The 17,837-nt window shown below is 66.8% G+C and carries 19 protein-coding genes; 11 read left to right on the forward strand and 8 right to left on the reverse strand.

Annotated features, from left to right (window positions below):
- The first annotated feature begins 137 nt into the window (after positions 1-137).
- The 9 genes from AX708_RS17185 (at position 138) to AX708_RS17230 (ending at position 9,781) form a co-directional block, all read left to right on the forward strand.
- Complete coding sequence (locus tag AX708_RS17185; protein ID WP_066528535.1) at positions 138-692, forward strand: F0F1 ATP synthase subunit delta; 555 nt, start codon at positions 138-140, stop codon at positions 690-692.
- Positions 693-704: 12 nt separating this feature from the next.
- Positions 705-2,234 carry a F0F1 ATP synthase subunit alpha gene (gene atpA, locus AX708_RS17190; RefSeq protein WP_066528539.1) on the forward strand — a complete coding sequence of 510 codons (1,530 nt, stop codon included), beginning with the start codon at positions 705-707 and terminating at the stop codon, positions 2,232-2,234.
- A gap of 12 nt (positions 2,235-2,246) precedes the next feature.
- Positions 2,247-3,116: a F0F1 ATP synthase subunit gamma gene (locus AX708_RS17195; RefSeq protein ID WP_066528546.1), complete on the forward strand. Its 870-nt coding sequence runs from the start codon at positions 2,247-2,249 to the stop codon at positions 3,114-3,116.
- A gap of 20 nt (positions 3,117-3,136) precedes the next feature.
- Positions 3,137-4,591, forward strand: coding sequence for a F0F1 ATP synthase subunit beta (gene atpD / locus AX708_RS17200; RefSeq protein WP_066528549.1), 1,455 nt, complete (start codon positions 3,137-3,139; stop codon positions 4,589-4,591).
- 144 nt (positions 4,592-4,735) lie between these two features.
- Positions 4,736-4,993, forward strand: a complete 258-nt coding sequence (locus tag AX708_RS17205) for an ATP synthase F1 subunit epsilon (protein ID WP_066528551.1) — start codon at positions 4,736-4,738, stop codon at positions 4,991-4,993.
- A 9-nt stretch (positions 4,994-5,002) separates the two neighbouring features.
- Positions 5,003-5,500 carry a GNAT family N-acetyltransferase gene (locus AX708_RS17210; protein ID WP_066528623.1) on the forward strand — a complete coding sequence of 166 codons (498 nt, stop codon included), beginning with the start codon at positions 5,003-5,005 and terminating at the stop codon, positions 5,498-5,500.
- A gap of 64 nt (positions 5,501-5,564) precedes the next feature.
- Positions 5,565-7,049, forward strand: coding sequence for a glycosyltransferase family 39 protein (locus AX708_RS17215; protein WP_066528552.1), 1,485 nt, complete (start codon positions 5,565-5,567; stop codon positions 7,047-7,049).
- A gap of 134 nt (positions 7,050-7,183) precedes the next feature.
- Positions 7,184-9,274 (forward strand): prolyl oligopeptidase family protein, encoded by a 2,091-nt coding sequence (locus AX708_RS17220; RefSeq protein ID WP_066528554.1) that lies wholly within the window; start codon positions 7,184-7,186, stop codon positions 9,272-9,274.
- Positions 9,275-9,535: 261 nt separating this feature from the next.
- Entirely contained in the window at positions 9,536-9,781 is a 246-nt protein-coding gene (locus tag AX708_RS17230; RefSeq protein WP_066528556.1) for a DUF1153 domain-containing protein, read from the forward strand.
- Here AX708_RS17230 and AX708_RS17235 read toward each other — a convergent pair.
- The 3 genes from AX708_RS17235 to glmU form a co-directional block, all read right to left on the reverse strand.
- The gene (locus tag AX708_RS17235) at positions 9,778-10,374 is read right to left on the reverse strand and encodes a heme-binding protein (RefSeq protein WP_066528559.1); all 597 of its coding nucleotides are present in this window, start codon (positions 10,372-10,374) and stop codon (positions 9,778-9,780) included. The two genes, AX708_RS17230 and AX708_RS17235, sit on opposite strands and share 4 nt — an antisense overlap.
- 72 nt (positions 10,375-10,446) lie before the next feature.
- Complete coding sequence (locus AX708_RS17240; RefSeq protein WP_066528626.1) at positions 10,447-10,674, reverse strand: HNH endonuclease; 228 nt, start codon at positions 10,672-10,674, stop codon at positions 10,447-10,449.
- Positions 10,675-10,709: 35 nt separating this feature from the next.
- On the reverse strand, positions 10,710-12,083 hold the full coding sequence (gene glmU / locus AX708_RS17245; protein WP_082745527.1) for a bifunctional UDP-N-acetylglucosamine diphosphorylase/glucosamine-1-phosphate N-acetyltransferase GlmU: 1,374 nt from the start codon (positions 12,081-12,083) through the stop codon (positions 10,710-10,712).
- 70 nt (positions 12,084-12,153) lie between these two features.
- On the opposite strand from glmU, the gene AX708_RS17250 reads away from it, so the two are divergent.
- Together AX708_RS17250 and AX708_RS17255 are read left to right on the forward strand one after the other, a co-directional pair.
- Positions 12,154-12,849 (forward strand): HAD-IA family hydrolase, encoded by a 696-nt coding sequence (locus AX708_RS17250; RefSeq protein WP_066528561.1) that lies wholly within the window; start codon positions 12,154-12,156, stop codon positions 12,847-12,849.
- A gap of 124 nt (positions 12,850-12,973) precedes the next feature.
- Entirely contained in the window at positions 12,974-13,903 is a 930-nt protein-coding gene (locus AX708_RS17255; protein ID WP_066528570.1) for an SDR family NAD(P)-dependent oxidoreductase, read from the forward strand.
- A gap of 370 nt (positions 13,904-14,273) precedes the next feature.
- On the opposite strand, the gene AX708_RS17260 is transcribed toward AX708_RS17255, so the two are convergent.
- The 5 genes from AX708_RS17260 to AX708_RS17280 form a co-directional block, all read right to left on the reverse strand.
- Entirely contained in the window at positions 14,274-14,585 is a 312-nt protein-coding gene (locus tag AX708_RS17260) for a GIY-YIG nuclease family protein (RefSeq protein ID WP_066528573.1), read from the reverse strand.
- Positions 14,586-14,715: 130 nt separating this feature from the next.
- Positions 14,716-15,084 carry a DUF2794 domain-containing protein gene (locus AX708_RS17265; protein ID WP_066528581.1) on the reverse strand — a complete coding sequence of 123 codons (369 nt, stop codon included), beginning with the start codon at positions 15,082-15,084 and terminating at the stop codon, positions 14,716-14,718.
- 8 nt (positions 15,085-15,092) lie between these two features.
- Positions 15,093-15,833 carry a serine O-acetyltransferase EpsC gene (gene epsC, locus AX708_RS17270; protein WP_066528583.1) on the reverse strand — a complete coding sequence of 247 codons (741 nt, stop codon included), beginning with the start codon at positions 15,831-15,833 and terminating at the stop codon, positions 15,093-15,095.
- 56 nt (positions 15,834-15,889) lie between these two features.
- Positions 15,890-16,528, reverse strand: coding sequence for an ATPase (locus AX708_RS17275; protein ID WP_066528584.1), 639 nt, complete (start codon positions 16,526-16,528; stop codon positions 15,890-15,892).
- Positions 16,529-16,543: 15 nt separating this feature from the next.
- Complete coding sequence (locus AX708_RS17280) at positions 16,544-17,806, reverse strand: hypothetical protein (protein WP_197426023.1); 1,263 nt, start codon at positions 17,804-17,806, stop codon at positions 16,544-16,546.
- Between the last annotated feature and the right edge of the window lie 31 nt (positions 17,807-17,837).

Genomic DNA, 17,837 nt, shown 5'->3' on the forward strand with positions numbered 1-17,837 from the left:
AAATCCTCGCCTGCGCGGCTTGCAGGAACCAGAATCAATTGCTAGGCGCGCGCCAGCCTTGCGGGCAGCCCTTGCGCTCGTCCTGCAGCCAAGGCTCAAGCAAGACCCTCTGACCCTTCCGAGAGGAAACGAAGCGCGTGGATATTTCCGCCGGTATCAAGGCTAGCCTGGCTGGACGCTATGCCTCGGCCCTGTTCGATCTGGCTGCCGAGAATGGCAAGGTGACCGCGGTCGAGAAGGATCTCGAGACGCTGGGCGCTGCCCTGCGCGATTCGGCCGATCTTTCCGCGCTGACCACCAACCCCGAGCTTGCCCGCAGCGCCCAGGGCGCGGCAATGGCGGCGGTTGCCAAGAAGCTGAAACTCAGCCCGCTCACCACCAATTTCCTCGGCGTGCTCGCCGCCAACCGCCGCCTTGCCAAGCTGCCCGCGATCGTCAGCGCCTTCAAGGCGATTGCCGCCGCCCAGCGCGGTGAAGTGACCGCGACCGTCACGAGCGCGCACCCGCTCAGCGACGACCAGCTCGCCGCCTTGAAGACCAAGCTGACCGCGCGCGAAGGCCGCACAGTCATGCTCACCGCCGCGGTCGATCCCGACCTCCTCGGCGGCCTCGTCGTCACCATCGGATCGCAGCGCATCGATGCCTCGATCCGCACCCGTCTCAACTCGCTCGCCAAAGCCATGCAGGCTTAAAGGACACGAAAAATGGAAATCCGCGCCGCAGAAATCTCGAAGGTCATCAAGGACCAGATCGCCAATTTCGGCACCGAGGCCGAAGTCAGCGAAACCGGCACCGTGCTGTCGGTGGGTGACGGGATCGCCCGCATCCACGGCCTCGACAAGGTGCAGGCCGGCGAGATGGTGGAATTCGCCAACGGGGTGCAGGGCATGGCCTTGAACCTCGAAGCCGACAATGTCGGCGTCGTGATCTTCGGCTCGGACAGCGAGATCAAGGAAGGCGATGTCGTCAAGCGCACCGGCACCATCGTCGACGTGCCGGTCGGCAAGGGCCTGCTCGGCCGCGTGGTCGACGCGCTCGGCAACCCGATCGACGGCAAGGGGCCGATCGTGGCCGAAAAGCGCAGCCGCGTCGAAGTGAAGGCGCCGGGCATCATCCCGCGCGAATCCGTGTCGGAGCCCGTCCAGACCGGCCTCAAGGCGATCGACGCGCTGGTCCCCGTTGGCCGCGGCCAGCGCGAGCTGATCATCGGTGACCGCCAGACCGGCAAGACCGCCGTCGCGATCGACACCTTCATCAACCAGAAGGAAGCCAATCAGGGCGACGACGAGGGCAAGAAGCTCTACTGCGTCTATGTCGCGGTCGGCCAGAAGCGTTCTACCGTCGCGCAGATCGTCAAGCAGCTCGAAGAAAACGGCGCGATGGAATATTCCATCGTCGTTGCCGCGACCGCTTCGGAGCCCGCCCCGCTCCAGTACCTTGCGCCCTATACCGGCTGCGCGATGGGCGAATTCTTCCGCGACAACGGCATGCACGCCGTGATCGTCTATGACGACCTTTCCAAGCAGGCCGTCGCCTACCGCCAGATGTCGCTGCTGCTGCGTCGCCCGCCGGGCCGCGAAGCTTACCCGGGCGACGTGTTCTACCTCCACAGCCGCCTGCTCGAGCGCGCGGCGAAGATGAACGAGGAAAACGGCCACGGCTCGCTGACCGCACTTCCGATCATCGAGACCCAGGCGGGCGACGTGTCGGCATACATCCCGACCAACGTGATCTCGATCACCGACGGCCAGATCTTCCTCGAAACCGGCCTGTTCTACCAGGGCATCCGCCCCGCCATTAACGTCGGCCTCTCGGTGAGCCGCGTCGGTGGTGCCGCGCAGACCAAGGCGATGAAGAAGGTCTCGGGCTCGATGAAGCTCGACCTCGCGCAGTACCGCGAAATGGCGGCCTTCGCACAGTTCGGCTCGGACCTCGACGCGGCGACCCAGAAGCTGCTGAACCGCGGTGCGCGCCTCACTGAGCTGCTGAAGCAGAAGCAGTTCTCGCCGATGCCGTTCGAAGAGCAGACCGTGTCGATCTACGCCGGTACCAACGGCTTCCTCGACGCGATCCCGGTGAACCGCGTGAACGAGTACGAAGCCGCGATGCTCGACTACATGCGCCGCGAGCATGCCTCGGTCCTGACCGAAATCCGCACCTCGAAGAAGTTCGAAGGCGAAGTCGCGGACAAGACCAAGGCCGCGCTCGAAGCCTTCGCCAAGCAGTTCGCGTAAGGACGCCCTGACGTGCCCTCACTCAAGGAACTCAAGGGCCGGATCAACTCGGTCAAGTCGACCCAGAAGATCACCAAGGCCAAGCAGATGGTCGCGGCGGCCAAGCTGCGCCGTGCCCAGGCTGCGGCCGAGGCCGGGCGGCCCTATGCCACGCGCCTCAGCGCGGTGATGGCCTCGCTGGCGGGCAAGGTCTCGGGCTCTGCCGCGCCGAAGCTGCTGGCCGGGACGGGCGCGAACCAGAAGCACCTCCTCGTGGTGGTCAACACCGACAAGGGCCTGTGCGGTGGTCTCAACTCGAACCTCGTCAAGGCCGCCAAGGCCAAGGCGCGCGAGCTGCTGGCCGAGGGCAAGACTGTCGAATTCTACCTCGTCGGCAAGAAGGGCCGCGCGCCGCTGAAGCGCGAATTCCCCGCGCTGATCGGCGCCGGCTTCGACACCAGCACGGTCAAGACCCCGGGCTTCACCGAGGCCGAGGCCATCGCGAACGAGCTGATCGCGCTGTTCGATAGCGGCGCCTTCGATGTCGCGCACCTGATCTACCCGACCTTCAAGTCGGCACTGGCGCAGGATCCGACCGTCACCCAGCTGATCCCCGTCCCCGCCCCCGCCAATGCGGTCGAAGCGGAATCGGTCGTCGACTACGAGCCGGGCGAAGAGGAAATCCTCGAAGAACTGCTGCCGCGCTACGTACGCACCCAGCTGTTCGGCGCGCTGCTCGAGCGCGAGGCGAGCGAACAGGGCGCCTCGATGACCGCGATGGACAACGCCACGCGCAACGCGGGCGAGCTGATCCAGAAGCTCACCATCCAGTACAACCGCAGCCGCCAGGCCGCGATCACCACCGAACTCATCGAAATCATTGCGGGCGCAGAAGCGCTCTAATTGAAGGCTAGGAACGAAACATGGCCACCGCCGCTCTCAACCAGACCACCAACGGCACGATCAGCCAAGTCATCGGCGCCGTCGTCGACGTGCAGTTCGAAGGCGAACTGCCCGCGATCCTCACCGCGCTCGAAACCAAGAATGGCGACAAGACGCTGGTGCTCGAAGTCGCCCAGCACCTTGGCGAGAACACCGTGCGCACCATCGCGATGGACGCGACCGAGGGCCTGACCCGCGGCAGCGAAGTCGTGAACACCGGCGCGCAGATCTCGGTGCCGGTCGGCCCCAAGGTGCTCGGCCGCATCATGAACGTCGTCGGCGAAGCGATCGACGAGCGCGGCCCGATCGGCGCCGAGCAGACCGCCCCGATCCATGCCGAGGCCCCGCCCTTCATCGACCAGTCGACCGAGGCGGCGATCCTCGTCACCGGCATCAAGGTGATCGACCTCCTCGCGCCCTACGCCAAGGGCGGCAAGATCGGCCTGTTCGGCGGCGCGGGCGTCGGCAAGACCGTGCTGATCCAGGAGCTCATCAACAACATCGCCAAGGGCCACGGCGGCGTGTCGGTGTTCGCCGGCGTGGGTGAGCGCACCCGCGAGGGGAACGACCTCTACCACGAATTCCTCGACGCGGGCGTCATCGCCAAGGATGCCGAGGGCAATGCGACGTCGGAAGGCTCCAAGGTGGCGCTCGTGTTCGGCCAGATGAACGAGCCCCCGGGCGCCCGCGCACGCGTCGCGCTCTCGGGCCTGACGATGGCGGAATATTTCCGCGACGTCGAAGGCCAGGACGTGCTGTTCTTCGTCGACAACATCTTCCGCTTCACCCAGGCGGGCTCGGAAGTGTCGGCGCTGCTCGGCCGCATCCCCTCGGCGGTGGGCTACCAGCCGACGCTCGCGACCGACATGGGCAAGCTCCAAGAGCGCATCACCTCGACCACCAAGGGCTCGATCACCTCGGTCCAGGCGATCTACGTCCCCGCGGACGACTTGACCGACCCTGCGCCCGCGACCTCCTTCGCGCACCTTGACGCGACCACCACCCTGTCGCGCGCGATCTCGGAGCTCGGCATCTATCCGGCGGTGGACCCGCTCGACTCGACCAGCCGCGTGCTCGAACCGCGCGTCGTCGGCCAGGAGCACTACGACACCGCCCGCCGTGTCCAGGCGATCCTGCAGAAGTACAAGAGCCTGCAGGACATCATCGCCATTCTGGGCATGGATGAGCTTTCGGAAGAGGACAAGCTCACCGTGGCCCGTGCGCGGAAAATCCAAAAGTTCCTCTCGCAGCCCTTCCACGTCGCCGAAGTCTTCACCGGCATTTCGGGCGTCTTCGTCCAGCTCGAAGACACCGTGAAGAGCTTCAAGGCGGTGGTCGACGGCGAGTATGACCACCTGCCCGAACAGGCCTTCTACATGGTTGGCGGGATCGATCAGGCGGTCGAGAAGGCCAAGAAGATGGCCGAAGAGGCGTAATCTGTTGCTCTCTCCCCTTCAGGGGAGAGATACGCAGACTTGCGAGCTTGCTCGCTAGTCGGAGTTGAGAGGGGGCGAGCCCCGGCGCTATTCCCCTCTCCCAACCCTCTCCCCTGAAGGGGAGAGGGCTATCAGGAAGAGACAATGCCCCTCCACTTCGAACTCGTCACCCCCGCCAAGCTCGTTCGTTCGGAACAGGTCCACATGGTGGTCGTCCCCGGTACCGAGGGCGAATTCGGCGTGCTCGAGGGCCACGCGCCCTTCATGAGCACCATCCGCGACGGCGCGGTGCAGGTCTTCGCCAAGGAGGGCACTACCCCTGAAATCATCCAGGTGCGCGGCGGCTTTGCCGAGGTGAACGAGAAGGGCCTGACGGTCCTTGCCGAACACGTTGAAGCGTAATTGGGAGGCGTGATCGGGTTCACGCTCGACCGCGCGGCGCTCGATAGCGACCCGGGCCTGCGTGAGGGCCTGCTGGCGCTGAACAACCGCAGTGCGGTCGAAACCTCGTGGCTCGAGCCGGAGCGGTTCGGGCACATGGTCGCCGGCGCCTTCGCGGCGCTCCACGTGCCGGATGCGAGGGCGTTGCTCGTCACCTTCGACCAGAGCGCCGATTACGACAGCCCCAATTTCCTGTGGTTCAGGGACCGCTTCGCGCGGTTCGTCTATGTCGACCGGATCGTGGTCGACGAGGCAGCGCGCGGCCTCGGGCTGGCCCGCAAGCTCTACGCGCAGCTGTTCGATCTCGCCCGCGCGGTCGGGCATGATCTTGTCGCCTGCGAGGTCAATTCGCAGCCGCCCAACCCGGGTTCGGACGCATTTCACGCGGCAATGGGTTTTGTCGAGGCAGGCTCGGCAAGCCCCGCGCCCGGCAAGACCGTCCGCTACCTCACCAAGGCGCTCGGCTGACCGCCAGCGGAATTTGCCGCGACCCTCGCGGAAAATTAACCATGTCCGTGGCAAGGCGGCGGTCATGTTCATGTCTTCGGATATCCGCCCTGCCGCTGCCCCGTCGCTGATGGCCCGCAGCGACCTTGCCATTGTGCTGGCGCTCGCACTGCTCACCTTCTTCGTGCGGGGCGCGTGGATCGGCGATCCCAATGCGGACGTCGACGAGCAGCTCTATTCGCTGATCGGCAACCAGATGCTGCATGGCGCGGTGCCCTTCGTCGATCTGTGGGACAGGAAGCCCTGGGGCCTGTTCGCGCTGTTCGCGGCGTTCCATGCCATCGGCGGCCCGGGCTCTGAGGCCTATCAGTTCGCGGGCGCGCTGTTCACGCTGGCGGGCGCGGTGATGATCTTCCACCTCGCCCGCGCGCAGGCCGACCGGATGACCGCGGCCGCGGGAGCCGCGCTCTACGTGGTGCTGTGCACGATCAACGATGCGCATTCGGGCAATTCGGAAGTGTTCTTCATCCCCCTGATGATCGCGATGGCAGTGCTGGTGCGCGAAACCGAGCACCCGCGCGCCGTGGGCCGTGCGCTCATCGCCATGCTAATCGGCGGGCTGGCGCTCCAAATCAAATATACCGTGATCCCGCTGTGCCTGTTCTTCGGGTTGTGGGCGCTGTGGGGCCAATGGCAGCGCGGGATGAAGCTGCGGCGGCTCGCGGCGCTCGCTGCGGTGTTCGGCGTGCTCGGCGTCCTGCCGACCGCGATTGTCAGCGCGGGCTATTGGGCGGCGGGGCATTGGGACGCTTACGTCTTTGCCAATTTCGTCTCCTTCTTCGACCGCCTGCCCGCGAGCACGGGCCGCGTCCACCCGCTGATGCTCGCCTATCTCGGCCTGCAACTCTCGCTGAGCTGGCTCGGCTTCCGCGCGGCGCAGCGCGTCTGGCCCGAGGGGCTGCCGCGCCACTACGTGTTCGCGATCCTGTGGCTGGTCGCGGCGGTGGCGACGGCCTACCTCCCCGCCACGGTCTACCGCCACTACCTCGCCGCGCTGATCCCGGCGACCGCGCTGCTCGCGCTGCCGCTGTTCCACCGCGAGCCCAGCGACCGGATCAACCGCGCCGCGCTGCTGCCCGTCGCGGTGTTCCTGCTGATCGTGCCCTACCAGTACTGGGTGAGCCACCAGAACCGCGCAGCGACCTTCCGCCTCGCCGAGGCGATTGCCCCGCATGTGGACGCCAAGGCGGGCAAGTGCCTGCTGGTCTTCGACGGGCCGACCTCGCTTTACGGCCTCGCCAACAGCTGCCTGCCGACCAAGCTGATCTACCCCGATCACCTCAACAACGCGCTCGAGATGAACGCGCTGGAGATGCGGCAGGAGGACGAGGTGCGGCGAATCCTCGAGCGCCGCCCGCCAGTGATCGTCACCGCCGAAAAGCCGCTGACCCCGCAGAATTTCGCGGCGAAGGATCAGGTCGATGCGGCGGTCGCGCGCGATTATCGCCTGCTGGCGAAAGAAGAGCTCCACCACCGCGAAATCTATGCCTGGGTGCGCAAGCAACCCTGACCACGCGCGCGCTTGCATGCGCGCCAACTCCCTGCAATTCTGATGCATCGCGCGGCCCTTCAGGCCGGTGCAGCATCCGTCACAGGGAGAGACTTGACTTGAAACTCGCATCATCGCTGGCCATGGCACTTGCCATGAGCACATCGACCATTGCCCTTGCCGATGACGGCATTCCCGGGCCCGAGCAGGATCCCTACATCTTCCTCGAGGAGGCGCGCAGCCCCGAGGCGCTGGATTGGGTCGCCAAGGAAAACGCCCGCACGCTGGCCGCCTTCGAGGCCGATCCGCGCTACGCGCAGCTGAAGGCCGAGGCGCTGGCGATCTTCGACAGCAATGATCGCATCCCCTTCGTCAGCTTCCGCCCCGACGGGCTCTACAACTTCTGGCAGGACAAGACGAACCCCAAGGGGATCCTGCGCCGCACCACGCTCGAGAGCTACCGCACCGCAACGCCGGAGTGGGAAATCATCCTCGACGTCGACGCGCTCGCCAAGGCCGAGGGCAAGGAGTGGGTGTATCAGGGCTCGACCTGCCTGCCGCCCGCCTTGAACCGCTGCATGATCGCGCTCTCCGACGGGGGCGAGGACGCGACGATCATGCGCGAGTTCGACACCAGGACCAAACAGTTCGTCGAAGGCGGCTTCGTCCTTGCCGAGAAGAGCCAGGGCGGGGTCGAGTGGGTCGACGAAAACACGCTTCTGGTCGGCCGCGACTTCGGCGAAGGCACGCTGACCGAGAGCAACTACCCCTTCACCACCCGCGAATGGAAGCGCGGGACGCCGATCGCCGACGCGAAGGAAATCTTCCGCGGCGATGCCAAGGACGTCTCCTCGGGTGCGGCGCTGCTGCGTGACAACAAGCATGTGATCCACGCCCGCATCGCCTATCGCGGCATCAGCTTCCACGAGCGGCTGTGGTATGTCTGGAAAGACGGGAAGTGGCTCCAGCTCGACATTCCCGCCAAGGCCAACCCGGTCGGCATCGTGGACGGGCACATGCTGTTCTCGCCCGATGTCGACTGGACCGTGGGCGACACCACCTTCCCCGCCGACAGCCTCGTCGCGGCCGATCTGGAGGAGTGGAAGAAGAACCCCAATGGCGCGAAGAAGTCGCTCGTCTGGGCTCCGGGCTATCGCCAGACCAAGCAGGGCAGCACCGTCACCGCAGGCGGGCTCTATGTGGCGCTGCTCGACAATGTCGTGGGCAAGGTGCTGAAGTTCAACTTTGCGGGCGGCAAGTGGGCGAGCACGCAGGTCGACCTGCCCGACAATGCCACCATCGGCATCGCCGCCTCGTCGGACGATACCGACCAGATCATGTACACCGTCAGTGGCTTCCTCGAGCCGACGACGCTCTACTACACCGATGGGAAGGCCGCGCCTGCGGTGCTCAAGACATCGCCCTCCTACTTCGACCCCGCCGGTTCCACGGTCGAGCAATACGAGGCGGTGAGCAAGGACGGGACCAAGATCCCCTATTTCATCGTCAAGCCCAAGGGCATGAAGATGGACGGCTCCACCGCCACGCTGCTGACCGGTTATGGCGGTTTCCAGGTGCCGCGCCTGCCCGCCTATCTCGGTTCGACCGGCAAGCTGTGGGTCGAAAAGGGCGGCGCCTATGTGCTCGCCAACCTGCGCGGCGGCGGGGAGTTCGGGCCGCAATGGCACCAGACCGCGATCCGCGAGAACAAGCAGCGCACCTGGGATGATTTCATCGCGGTGGGCGAGGATCTGGTGAAGCGCGGCTTCACCAAGCCGGAGCATCTCGGCATCCAGGGCGGCTCGCAGGGCGGCCTTCTGGTCGGCACCTTCTTCACCCAGCGTCCCGACCTGCTCGGCGCAGCGATCGTGCAGATCCCGCTGTTCGACATGCTGCGCTATCACGTGATAGGGCGCGGGGCATCGTGGATCGGCGAATATGGCGATCCGCGCATCCCCGAGCAGCGCGCCTGGATCGAGGGCTATTCGCCCTACCAGAAGATCGTCGCGGGGGTGAACTACCCTGAGCCGTTCCTGTGGGCCTCGACCGCCGACGACCGCACGCACCCGGCGCACGCGCGCAAGGCGGCGGCCAAGCTGAAGGCACTGGGCCAGCCCTATTACTACTTCGAGGACACCACCGGGGGCCACTCGGGCGGGGTCGACAACGACCAGCGCGCCAAGCTCCAGGCGCTCCAATTCATCTACCTGATGAAGCGCCTGATGGACGACAGGTCAGGGAAGTAGGCGGCCCGCCAAGTAGGCGGCTCTTCGCATCACGTGAAAGGGGCGGCGTCACACGGGTGGCGCCGCCCCTTTTCGCGTCAACCCGCGGGGCAACGCGGCTCCCTGTAAGCATCTCCGACACCGCGAACTCGGTTCGGCTTGCGCAATGCACGGAGCGTTTCATCAACGCACTGGTAACCATGTCCGACAAGGTCCGGTTAGGGCCCCGCGTCAACAGTCAGGCCATCGGGGGCGATGACTTGATGATGAGGAGCATCACCGATGGCCTATGATCCCAACATCTCGATCGCCGATGCGATCAAGAGCTACAACCGGCTTCCCAAGCACCACCGCGTCCACTGGTCCAAGGCCCGCAAGGACGAAGTCGTGCGCGCGGTCCGCGAGCGCCAGATCAGCTTCCACGAGGCGCGCGAACGCTACCTGCTGAGCCGCGCCGAGTTCGACCAGTGGGAGGCGGATTACCTCGCCACCGGCGGCGGCGAAACCACCGGGATGCAGGACGCCTAGCGCTCCGCGACCGGGATCAGCACCTCGTTGCGGCGCAGCGGGCCGGGGATCATCGGCGCATCGTAGAAGGCGAACTCGGCCTCGCCCGCTGGCATTAGGCGCGCCTCGCGCATCCATTCGCGCAGGCGCGCCTCCATAAGGGCAAGGTCGCGGCCCGAGGCATTGCCCGAGAAGCGCACCGCCGCCATCCGCCGCGCGGGCGTTTGCGTGAGCGTGATGTCGTCCGGCGCGGGCGGGAGCGTGTCGAGGGTGTATTTCGCGGGCATCACGAAGCGCATCCGCCACTGGCCGGGCCGGGTCTCATCCTGCAGCACCGGCGCGGTCATGGCGATCTTCTCGCCGCCCTCGGGCCGGTCCTGCGCGAAGATATAGGCGGCAAGGCGCCGGAAGCTCGCCCCGCTGGCGCTTTCGCGGGTGCCGGCATTGCTGACCTCGGCGACCACCAGCGCGGGGTAATCGCGCAGTTCGAAGTCTTCGTCGGCGCGGACCAGCGTGTAGTCCGGCTGCTCGGTCTGACGATACTGGGCATAGGCCGCCGCCGCACCCACGGCGGCAAGGCCGGCGCCTGCGGCGATCCAGCGGGCGGTTTTCATGGGCTTTCTCCTTCGCGAGGGTACTGCCCTATCTACGTTACAGAGCGTTTCAACGTTCCGGCGTTCGTCGGCCTAGCGCGTCGGCGCGTCGAAATCGGCGGGCTTGTTCGCGATCCAGGCGACGAATTTGGCGATTGCGGCGTTCTCGCGGATTTTTTCCGCATCCTCGCCGATGCGCGCCAATTCGTTGTTGGTGAAATTGGCGTGGATCGTCTTGTGGCAGATCGGGTGGATCGGGACCTTGACCTTGCCCTTCTTGGCCTTGGGGACCGGGTGATGCCACTGGACGATGTCGCCCATGGGGCGCCCGCACAGCCAGCAGGTCAGATCCTCGCTCACCCCTTCTTCTCCGCCGCCTTCTTCTTCTTCATCGTGTCGTGGAAGCGGTCGGCCCAGCCGTCCTTCACCAGTTGCTCGGCGCGCACCATCCGCAGCTCTCCCGGCGCGACATCGCGGCTGACGGTTGATCCTGCCGCGACGATGGCATCCGCCCCGATGGTGACCGGCGCGACCAGCGCCGAGTTCGAGCCGATGAAGGCGCGCTCGCCGATCACGGTCCTGTATTTGAAATAGCCGTCGTAATTGCAGGTGATGGTGCCCGCGCCGATATTGGCACCCGCGCCGATGGTCGCGTCGCCGAGATAGGTGAGATGGCTCGCCTTGGCGCCTTGGTGGAGCACGGCGTTCTTCACTTCGACGAAATTGCCGACGAAGCTGTCCTCCTCGAGCACCGCGCCGGGGCGCAGACGGGCAAAGGGCCCGACCTTGACGCCGCTCGCCAGCGAAGCGCCCTCGATATGGCTGTTGGCGCGGATCAGGACGTTATCGGCGACGCGAACGCCGGGGCCGAAGAAGACATTGGGCTCGATGGTGACATCGCGACCGAGCACCGTGTCGTGGGCGAAGAACACCGTCTCGGGAGCGATCAGGGTCGCGCCCTCGTTCATCGCCCTCACTCGCCGCGCCGCCTGCCAGCGGGCCTCGGCGGCGGCGAGTTCGGCGCGGCTATTGATGCCGGCGACCTCGTCGGCATCGGTCTCGATCACAACTACCCGGTCGCCGTGCGCGATGGCATTGGTGGCGACGTCGGGAAGGTAATACTCGCCTTGCGCGTTGTCGTTGCCGACGCCTTCGAGCAGCGGCCACATGTCGTCCGAATGGGCCACGATGAGCCCGGAGTTGCACAGGCCCACCGCGCGCTCTTCCGGCGAAGCGTCCTTGAACTCGACCATCTTGCGCACGGTGCCGTCGGCGTCCGCAATGATCCGTCCATATGCGAGCGGGTCGGCCGGGCGGAAGCCGAGCACCGCGACCTTGGCCCCGCCCTCGAGCGCGGCGAACAGGCGACGCACGGTGTCTGCCTGCACCATTGGGCAATCGCCGAAGCACACCAGCACGAGGCCCCTGAAATCGGCGAGCGCCGCCTTGGCCTGAAGCGCCGCGTGCGCCGTGCCGAGCTGCGGCTCCTGCAAGGCCACCGTCACCTCGCGCCCCGCCAGCGCCTTGGCCAGCTGCTCGTGCCGGTCGCCCGCGACCACCACGGTGCGCGCCAGATCGGCCTCGGCCAAGCTATCGAGCAGGTGCAGCAGCATCGGCTTGCCCGCGATGGTGTGGAGCACCTTGTGCAGATCGCTCTTCATGCGGGTGCCCTTGCCCGCGGCAAGGATGATGGCGGCGAAGGGGTGGGTCGTCGTCGTGGTCATGCGCATGTCCTTAGGGAAAGGCGCGCTTGCCAGCAAATGCTTGCAGATTGAAGTAGCTTGCGCCACCGCCGCGCGCATGACCGATATCCCCTTCAGCGCCATCGGCTTCGACCTTGACGGCACCCTGCTCGACACTTTTCGCGACCTTGGCGCAGCGGTGAACCATGCGCTGGTGCTGGGCGGCTTTGCCGAGGTGTCGGTCGAGACCTCCAAGGACCTGATCGGCGGGGGCGCGAAAATCATGCTCGCCCGCGCGGTCGAGGCGCAGGGAGGCTTGCCCGAGGCCGAGTTCAAGCGGCTCTACAAGGCGATGCTCGGCTATTACGAAGCCCACAACGCGGTCCACACCGTCCCCTACCCCGGCGTGCGCGAGACGCTTGCGGCATTGGCCGCGCAGGGCGTGCGCATGGCGGTGGTAACCAACAAGTTCGAGGCCTTCGCCCGCAATGTCCTGACGCAACTCGACCTGATCGACACCTTCGAGACTGTCATCGGCGGGGACTCGATGGGCAAGGGCCCCGACGGCCAGTTCCTCGCCAAGCCCCACCCTGCGCCGGTCTTGAAGGCGCGCGAAGTGCTGGGCGGCGGCTCTTTCGTCTTCCTCGGCGATTCCACCTATGACGCGCGCGCTGCGAAAGAAGCGGGCGTGCCCTTCGTGGCAGCAGCCTATGGCTATTGCGACGCACCGGTGGAGGCAATGGGCGCGGCGGCGGTGATCGATTCGTTTGGGGGCCTGATTCCGGCGCTCGAGGCGCTTCGCAAACCCGCCTGACCCTACGGCACAGCGCGCTGTCAGTTCGGCAGTTGCAAGGGGCGCGCGAAAGTGCCACGCAGCGCGCCGCAGATCACTTTACGCAGGCGTAAAGCGCGCCGCAGATTTGGACAGGAGAACACCCATGACCATCAGCTTCAAGGACAAGGTCGCCATCGTCACCGGTGCGGGCGGCGGGCTCGGCAAGGCCTATGCGCTCGAACTCGCCCGCCGCGGCGCGAAGGTCGTCGTCAACGACCTCGGCGGCTCGCGTGACGGCACCGGCACCTCGGACGCCGCCGCGCAGGTCGTCGCCGAGATCGAGGCGATGGGCGGCGAGGCGATCGCCAACGGCGCTTCGGTCACCGAATTCGAGCAGATGGAAAAGATGATCGCCGACGCCAAGCAGAAGTGGGGCGGCGTCCATGTCCTCATCAACAATGCGGGCGTGCTGCGCGACAAGACCTTTGCCAAGATGGAGCCCGCCGATTTCGAATTCGTCGTGAAGGTCCACCTCACCGGCTCGGCCTTCGCCACCAAGGCCGCGTGGGAGACGATGCGCGAGCAGGGCTATGGCCGCATCCTGATGACCGCCTCCTCGACCGGGCTGTTCGGCAATTTCGGCCAAGCGAACTACGGCGCGGCCAAGCTCGGCCTTGCAGGCCTCACCAAGACGCTGGCGCTGGAAGGCGCGAAGTACAACGTGCGCGTCAACACCCTCTCGCCGGTCGCGGGCACCCGCATGACCGAAGACCTCTTCCCCGAGGAAGCCTTCAAGCTCTTCGCGCCGGAGAACGTGGTCCCGGCCGCGCTGTTCCTCGTCTCCGAGGACGCGCCGACCAACGCCATCGTCGGCGCGGGTGCGGGCGGCTACCACTCCTCGTGGACCGTGATGAACGACGCCGTGTGGCTGCCGGAAGGCGAGCGCACCCTCGAAGGCTTCGCCGCGCGCTGGGAGGAGATCAACTCCTTCACCAACCTCATCGCCCCGCAATCGGGCTCTGAGCAGTCGGGCAACATCCTGAAGGCGATGCAGAAGGTCACCGGCACCGGGCCGAGCTCGGCGCGCGGCTGATCCGGCTTTCCGCTACCGGAATTCAGGAGGCCCGTCCCCGCAAGGGGGCGGGCCTTCGCTTTGAAGCGGACAAAGCGGACACCCTGTCCGCTTTGGACGTTCACGAATATTTCAATCGGTTCAATTGCCTGCGCCCGCTTTCGCGAAGCGGACGGACAGGGGAGCGGGGCCTTGTTTCGCGCCCTGACGATCCAACGGCCTCGCAGGCCGGGCACAACGATGGGAAAGAACCGGGGCGGATTGTAGCGACTTGCGGGCGTGTAGGAAAACGGCGGCAATCGCCGGTCGTTCGCCAAAAGCCGACATTCGGGACACGACCCCGGAGCGGTCGTTCCCCTCTTCGTCACCCCGTGCTTGACACGGGGCCTGGCTACTTCTGCCCCGCCTCGGCTGCGAACCATTGTTCCCACAGATCGTCCCAATCGGGGTTGGCCGCCTCGATCAGCGCAAACTTCCATTCGCGCCGCCACTTCTTGACGAGCTTCTCGCGAGCGATGGCGCCCTCGATGGTGTCGTGGTGTTCGACGTAAACGAGGCGGGTCTTCCCGAAGTCCCTGACATGGCGAGACCCCGTCCCATCGCGGTGCTGATACACGCGGGCGAGAGCGTCCGCTGTCATTCCGACATACATGCCCCCGCGATAGCGGTTCGCCATGATGTAGACCCAGCCACCCCTCTCCATCGGCAGAGTATCGCAGCGATCGCGGAGGAAGAAAAGCCAAGCCCCGTGTCAAGCACGGGGTGACGGTGCGGGTCGGGAGGCAGAAAACCAACCACTCCCGATCATAAAGCTACGGCGCACCTCGCCGCCCTTACTCCTCGACCGCCTTCAGCAGCCGCCGCTCCATCGGCGCGAGGACATTCGCCAGATCATGCCCGCGCTTCAGCACCTGCCCGTGTTCGCCGAACAGCGTCCACATCCCCTGCTTGCCGCGCAGCGCCGGGCGTTTCTCCACCCTCGCCTGCGGGCGCTCGGCAGCGCGGCGGAAGGCGGCGAAGGTGGCGGCGTGGCGGGTGAAGTCCATCGCGTAGTCGCGCCATTCTCCGGCCGCGACCATCCGGCCGTAGAGATCGAGAATGCGCATCAGCTCGGGCCGCTCGAAGCCGACCTGATCCGCGCTGCGGCCGGGAAAGGGAACCACCTGTCCGGGCATCCCGCCCGGCGATTGTGGTGCGGCCATGCCCGCCCTCAGTCCTTGGTGCCGCTCTTGCGTAGCCGCGCAGGCGCGGGCGACGGAGCCGGAGCCTCGCGCTCGGCGAGCATCGCCTTCAGCAGCGCCAGTTCCTCGCGCATCGCCGCCATCTCGGCTTCGAGCTTCTCGACGCAATCGCCGCGCGGGCGGCCCTTGTCGTCGCAGGGCGGATCGTCGCAGGGCGTGCCGTAGGGGATGAATTCCTTGATCCACTCCTCGGCCGGGACCAGCGTCGAGCGGGCCTTGAGGCCGATCATCGTCGCACCGGCGGGCACATCGTCGGTCACCACCGCGTTTGCTCCGACACGAGCGCGCTCGCCCACCACGATCGGGCCGATGATCTGCGCGCCCGAGCCGATGATGACATTGTCCTGCAAAGTCGGGTGGCGCTTGCCGCCCTTGCCGTTGGTCGGGTTGGTGCCCCCCAGCGTGACGCATTGGTAGATCGTGACGTTGTCGCCGATCTCGCAGGTCTCGCCGATCACTACGAAGCCGTGGTCGATGAAGAAGTTCTTGCCGATGCGCGCGCCCGGGTGAATGTCGATCGCGGTCAGGAGCCGCGAGAAGTGGTTCACGAACCGCGCGAGGAAATACATCCGCGCCTCGAACAGCCAGTTCGCGATGCGGTGGAAGCCCAGCGCCCAGACCCCGGGATAGAGCAGGATCTCCCAGCGCGAGCGCGGCGCGGGGTCGCGGGCGCGCACGGAGTCCAGATAGCTGACAAGACGCTCGAACATGGCCCCTCGCTTTTCCCACCATTACGCCGCCGATGCAATCGGTGACGGCGTGACCTTCAGAGCAGGCGCTGCTGTTCGGGCCCGTGCAGGGCCTCGAGCGCGGCGCGCCACACAGACATGGTGGCGGGCGTCTGGCGTTCAAGGGAGATGCGGTCGATTGTCGCCACCAGCGCCTCGATCGCTGCGAAGCTGCGCACCGTGCGCGGGACGAGGTAGTCGGCTGCGCCCTCGGGCAGCGAAAGGCCGCGGCCTTCCGCATGGGCCATGATCAGCTCGCCCGCCATCGCGTCGTCCGGCGCGCCGATTGCGAGTTGAAGCGATCCGCCGATGCGCGAGGCGAGATCCGGGAGCCTGATCTGCCAACCTTCAGAGCCAGCATCGGCAACCAGCAGCAGCGCCCCGCCCTCCCGCGTGCCGCCCTGCTGGACGGCGTTCCAGCGGTGGAACAGCGCGGTCTCGTCCATGCCTTGTGCATCGTCGATGACCTCGAGGGCATCGCCATGCAGCCCTGCCGCCCAGCGTGCGAGCAGGCTCTTGCCCGAGCGCTCGGGCCCGGTGAGCACGGCGACGTGGAACGGCCAACGCTCCGGCTGCTGCAAGGCCTCGATCACCGCGGCGTTGGCCTCGCCCACCACGATCCGCTGCACGGTGCCGCGGGCGGACAGGGGAAGGGCTATCTGGGACGGCTCGCCCATCGCGGCGCGCAGGCCCTAGCGGCTGATGGCGAGCGCGTTCGCCCCGCGCCGCACATTGAACCCGCGCGCTTCGAGGGCCGCCGCGAGCTCGTCGAGCGATCCCGCGAAGCTCACACTCATCACCGAAGTGCCGCCGATCGCGGTGCTGGTGACGCCGATCCCGCGCACACCGCCGGTGGTGCGCACCGCGCCGATCGCGGCATCGAAGGCGCCCGCGTCAGGGCTCGCGAACTGGACGGTGATGTTGCGCACCGGAGCCTCGCCCGGCTCGATCCCGGTAACGGGCTGGGCCTCGATCCGCGGCACCTCGCCCGCCGCCGCAGCCGCCGCGGCCGACTTCCTCGCCTGCGCGGCGCGGCCGATCTCGATCAGGCGCTGGATCGCCGGATCGATCGCGCCGCCCGCCCCCAGCCTGATGCTCGGATCGGGGCGCAGTTTGCCCGAAGCCAGCGCGCCGGTGAAGATCTGGTCCATCCGCTCCACCGCCTCGGCGAGCATGGCGGGGACCGCTTCGGGATTGTCGGCCTTGAGAGTGAAGGTCTCGAGCGGGCGGCTGTCCGGCCCGAAGCGCGCGGTGAAAGTGCCGCTCACCGGCCCGCCCGGAAACTGGTGGTCGAGCCGGGCGAAGGCCATCAGCACATCGGTCGCGCCGTACTGGTCGAGCGTCGAGCGCCACCAGCCGCGGCTGTGCCGCCCGGTCTGGCCGAAATTGACCAGCAGCGAATCGCCCCCGCCGCCGTTGAGGCGCACGTAATCGATCCGGCTCGCGCCCGGGTTGAACTCGGCCCAGGCGCGCTGCCAGGGGTTGCGCTGCTCGAAGGTGATGTAGGCCCCGCCGCTCTCCTGCACCGGGATCAGCAGCAGCGGTGCCGAGCGCGCGGCCTGCTGCGCCCCGCCGAGGAAGCCGCTGGCGCGTTGGCGATCGAACACCACGCCCAGCGTGGCGATGTAGCGCCGTGGGCCGAGCCGCTCCTTTTCGATCACGATCGCCGAGACGAGGCCTTCGAGCTGGCTGTCGGACAGCTTGGGGCCCTTCAGCTTCTCCCACGCCTTCCTCTGCGCCTCGCGCCAGCCCTGGGTGCGCGCGTCCTCGGCGCTTTTGCCCTGGACGTCGACCGCGATGCCCTTGACCTCGATGTCGGCGCTGGCGGCGGTGGGCGCGATCCCGCGCTCGCCCGCGACCTGCGCGATCACGGCATATCCGCCGCCGAGCACTGCGAGCATCAGCAGCACGCCCGCGAGCCAGCGACGACCGGCGGCGCGGGAGGGTGCGGCCACCGGGCCAGGAAGGGAAAGCGACGCGCTCATG

The organism is Erythrobacter sp. CCH5-A1, from assembly GCF_001557115.1.
In the GTDB taxonomy this organism is placed as follows: Bacteria; Pseudomonadota; Alphaproteobacteria; order Sphingomonadales; family Sphingomonadaceae; genus Erythrobacter.

What these genes read in the sequence shown, in the direction of transcription:
- atpA (WP_066528539.1), top strand. Translation starts at nt 705, where the DNA reads ATGGAAATCCGCGCCGCAGAAATCTCGAAGGTCATCAAGGACCAGATC.
- atpD (WP_066528549.1), top strand. Translation starts at nt 3,137, where the DNA reads ATGGCCACCGCCGCTCTCAACCAGACCACCAACGGCACGATCAGCCAA.
- AX708_RS17205 (WP_066528551.1), top strand. Translation starts at nt 4,736, where the DNA reads ATGCCCCTCCACTTCGAACTCGTCACCCCCGCCAAGCTCGTTCGTTCG.
- AX708_RS17215 (WP_066528552.1), top strand. Translation starts at nt 5,565, where the DNA reads ATGTTCATGTCTTCGGATATCCGCCCTGCCGCTGCCCCGTCGCTGATG.
- AX708_RS17220 (WP_066528554.1), top strand. Translation starts at nt 7,184, where the DNA reads ATGAGCACATCGACCATTGCCCTTGCCGATGACGGCATTCCCGGGCCC.
- AX708_RS17230 (WP_066528556.1), top strand. Translation starts at nt 9,536, where the DNA reads ATGGCCTATGATCCCAACATCTCGATCGCCGATGCGATCAAGAGCTAC.
- AX708_RS17235 (WP_066528559.1), bottom strand. Translation starts at nt 10,374, where the DNA reads ATGAAAACCGCCCGCTGGATCGCCGCAGGCGCCGGCCTTGCCGCCGTG.
- AX708_RS17240 (WP_066528626.1), bottom strand. Translation starts at nt 10,674, where the DNA reads ATGGGCGACATCGTCCAGTGGCATCACCCGGTCCCCAAGGCCAAGAAG.
- glmU (WP_082745527.1), bottom strand. Translation starts at nt 12,083, where the DNA reads ATGCGCATGACCACGACGACGACCCACCCCTTCGCCGCCATCATCCTT.
- AX708_RS17250 (WP_066528561.1), top strand. Translation starts at nt 12,154, where the DNA reads ATGACCGATATCCCCTTCAGCGCCATCGGCTTCGACCTTGACGGCACC.
- AX708_RS17255 (WP_066528570.1), top strand. Translation starts at nt 12,974, where the DNA reads ATGACCATCAGCTTCAAGGACAAGGTCGCCATCGTCACCGGTGCGGGC.
- AX708_RS17260 (WP_066528573.1), bottom strand. Translation starts at nt 14,585, where the DNA reads ATGGAGAGGGGTGGCTGGGTCTACATCATGGCGAACCGCTATCGCGGG.
- AX708_RS17265 (WP_066528581.1), bottom strand. Translation starts at nt 15,084, where the DNA reads ATGGCCGCACCACAATCGCCGGGCGGGATGCCCGGACAGGTGGTTCCC.
- epsC (WP_066528583.1), bottom strand. Translation starts at nt 15,833, where the DNA reads ATGTTCGAGCGTCTTGTCAGCTATCTGGACTCCGTGCGCGCCCGCGAC.
- AX708_RS17275 (WP_066528584.1), bottom strand. Translation starts at nt 16,528, where the DNA reads ATGGGCGAGCCGTCCCAGATAGCCCTTCCCCTGTCCGCCCGCGGCACC.